The organism is Actinomycetota bacterium (assembly GCA_035540895.1).
Lineage (GTDB): Bacteria > Actinomycetota > JAICYB01 > JAICYB01 > JAICYB01 > DATLFR01.
Genome location: DATLFR010000050.1, coordinates 1 through 2,759, shown reverse-complemented (window position 1 = coordinate 2,759; position 2,759 = coordinate 1). Strand labels below are relative to the sequence as shown.

Genomic DNA, 2,759 nt, shown 5'->3' with positions numbered 1-2,759 from the left:
CTTCGCCGAACGGGTCGACTAGACGCGCGGGCGCGCGTCCTCGATGAGACCGCGCTCGGCGAGCGCGTCGAGGATCGCCTGGAGGCACTCCTCCCGGCTCTGCTCATCGGTCCGCACGACGACCTCGGGCGACTCCGGCTCCTCGTACGGGTCGTCGACGCCGGTGAACCCGGTGATCTCGCCGGCGAACGCCTTCTGGTACAGGCCCTTCACGTCGCGGCGGGCGCACTCCTCGACGGAGCAGCTGACGAACACCTCCACGAACCGCGGGATGCTCTTGCGGACCTCTTCGCGCGCCGCGCGGTACGGCGAGATGGCCGAGACGAGCACCGCCGCGCCGTGGTAGGTGAGCCGTTCGGCCACCCATCCGATCCGCAGGATGTTCGTGTCCCGGTCCTCCTTGGAGAAGCCGAGCCCCTTCGAGAGGTTCAGCCGCACGACGTCGCCGTCGAGCAGCTCCCAGCGCGTGCCCCGTGCCTCGAGCTCGGCCGCCAGCATCTCGGCCAGCGTGGACTTGCCCGAGCCCGAGAGCCCGGTGAACCACACCGTGAAGCCGCGCTCGGCCGGCTCGGGCCCGTAGTGCTTCGTCGTCGTCACCCACTGCGAGGTATCGGTCACAGGATGCTCCTTCCTTCGACGCCCACCGGGATCGGGAGGCCGAAGAGCTTCATCAGGGTCGGTCCGGTATCGATCAGGCGCAGGCCATCGACGCGCCCGGGCTTCAGCCCCGGCAGCCCGCTCATCGCGAAGACCCCGAGCTTGTCGTGGTTCGCGCCGTCGGGGCCCGTGTCGTTCTCGGTGGTGAAGATCTCGCCGAACCCGAGGGTGCCGACGGAGCGCCACTCGAGGTCGCCGAAGTACACGAGGAGGTCGGGCGCGACCCCACGCACCTCCGGATAGAGGTTCTCGGGACGGTGGACGGTCGTTCCGAGCGGCCGCCCGTCGGGCCCATCCATCGCCTCGAGCTTCGCGGTGATCTCGTCGCGCACCCGCTCGTAATCCGCCGGGTCCACGACACCCTCCGGCTCGCGCCCCTTCACGTTGAGGAACAGGCGCCCGTAGTAGCCGCCGTCGCCCCAGGCGACGGTCTTCGACCAGTCGATCGGAGCCTTCGCCACCGGTGTCGGGCCTTCGAGGCGCTCGGTCAGCGAGAGGTAGCCCTCGCGGATCAGCCAGTCGTTGAAGCAGACCCCGCCGCTCATCGCGCGCGCGCCGTGGTCCGACATCAGGATCACGATCGCGTCGTCGGGGAGGACCTCGAGGAGGGATGCCACCTCCGCGTCGACGAGTCGGTAATAGTCCCGGAAGGCGGTCTCGAACCGGTTCCCGGGCTCGTACTTGGGGTGCTCCGGGTCGCAGTGGTGCCAGAACACGTGATGGAGGCGGTCCATCCCCATCTCGACCATCATGAACAGGTCCCACGGCTTCGTCTTCACGAGCCGGCGCGCCACCCTGAACCGTCGCTTCGTCATCTCGTGCGTCTGCTCGAGGACGTGCTCGGGCCCCTGCTGGCGGAAGTTCGGGATGTCGAAGATGTACTCGCCGACCTCCTCCTCGACCTCGGCCGCGAGCTCCGGCGGCCAGGTGTAGGAGGTCGCGGAGGGCGGGGTGAGGAAGCAGGAGACGCGCCAGCCCTCGACCGGCTTCACCGGGTACGCCGGGGGCACGCCGATCAGGAGCGAGCGCTTCCCCGCCTCGCCGAGGAGGTCCCAGACCGCGGGCTCGCGCACGGCCTGCGAGGTCGCGATCGACAGGCCCTCGTAGGTCGTGTCCTTGCGGTTGCGGAACCCGTAGATGCCGAGCTGGCCAGGCGTCTTCCCCGTCATCGCGCACGCCCACGCGGGCACCGTGATCGGCGGCGTGATCGAGGCGAGGTCGCCCCACAGGCTGGACCCGAGGAGACGCGAGATCGTCGGCACTTCCTCCGCCATGCGGTCGAACAGCATCGCTGGGGTGGCACAGTCCAGGCCGATGACGGCGATCCTCGGTCCCTGCGTCATGCGCGATCCTCGTCGGAAGGTGGTGGGCGTCGGCGCGGCTGCGCCGACCGGGCCATTCTAGCCGCTGGGCGGTGCGCTCCCCAATGCTGCTTCCGTCGCCCGTCCTCGCCGGGCAAGATAGGGCGATGGCTCTGCTGAAGCGCCTCCTCTACCTCCAGGCTCTCCTGTGGGCCGTGGTCGGCCTCGCGCTCGCCGTCGTCCCCGCGTTCGTGATGTCGACGCTCCTCGGCCAGCCCCCGTACGTCGAGTACGCCTGGATCCGGGTGGTGGGCGTCCAGGCGTTCGTCCTCTCGCTGTTCATGGTGATGGTCGGCCACCGCGTGGAGCAGCTCTGGTGGTGGACGTGGGCCTTCGCACTGCTCGCGGCCGGGCTCGGGACGATCGCGATCCTGAACGCGGCCTTCGACCTCCCCCCGGGTGCGGCTGCCTGGCCGTGGTGGATCTTCGCCGCGCTCACCTGGGCCCTGGCGCTCGCGATGGCGTGGGGCCTGGCCCGGGCCGGCCAGGAGAACCCGATCGTCTGAGCACGCAACGAGGGGCCCGAAGGGCCCCTCGTCGTGTTCCGCGAGCGTGCGGGCTCAGTGCATGTGGCCGTGACCGCCGCCGGCCGCGGCCGCGTCGTCCTCCTCCTCGGGACGCTCGACCACCGCGCTCTCGGTGGTCAGCACGAGCGCCGCGATCGAGGCCGCGTTCTGGAGCGCGGAGCGCGTCACCTTCGCCGGGTCGATGACGCCGGCAGCCAGCAGGTCCCCCCACTCG

General features: G+C 70.4%; 4 protein-coding genes. 1 reads left to right on the top strand and 3 read right to left on the bottom strand.

All coding sequences use genetic code 11. The features are described from left to right. Positions 1-18 precede the first annotated feature (18 nt). On the bottom strand, positions 19-618 hold the full coding sequence (cysC, locus tag VM840_02665) for an adenylyl-sulfate kinase (protein ID HVL80478.1): 600 nt from the start codon (positions 616-618) through the stop codon (positions 19-21). Further along, positions 615-2,000 carry an alkaline phosphatase family protein gene (locus tag VM840_02660; protein ID HVL80477.1) on the bottom strand — a complete coding sequence of 462 codons (1,386 nt, stop codon included), beginning with the start codon at positions 1,998-2,000 and terminating at the stop codon, positions 615-617. The genes cysC and VM840_02660 overlap by 4 nt, the downstream gene beginning before the upstream one ends. A gap of 125 nt (positions 2,001-2,125) precedes the next feature. Between VM840_02660 and VM840_02655 the strand changes: the two genes are divergently transcribed. Beyond that, the gene (locus VM840_02655; GenBank protein HVL80476.1) at positions 2,126-2,524 is read left to right on the top strand and encodes a hypothetical protein; all 399 of its coding nucleotides are present in this window, start codon (positions 2,126-2,128) and stop codon (positions 2,522-2,524) included. A gap of 54 nt (positions 2,525-2,578) precedes the next feature. On the opposite strand, the gene groEL is transcribed toward VM840_02655, so the two are convergent. Beyond that, on the bottom strand, positions 2,579-2,759 hold a 181-nt coding region (groEL, locus tag VM840_02650), incomplete at its 5' end, for a chaperonin GroEL (GenBank protein HVL80475.1).

What these genes read in the sequence shown, in the direction of transcription:
- VM840_02660 (HVL80477.1), bottom strand. Translation starts at nt 2,000, where the DNA reads ATGACGCAGGGACCGAGGATCGCCGTCATCGGCCTGGACTGTGCCACC.
- VM840_02655 (HVL80476.1), top strand. Translation starts at nt 2,126, where the DNA reads ATGGCTCTGCTGAAGCGCCTCCTCTACCTCCAGGCTCTCCTGTGGGCC.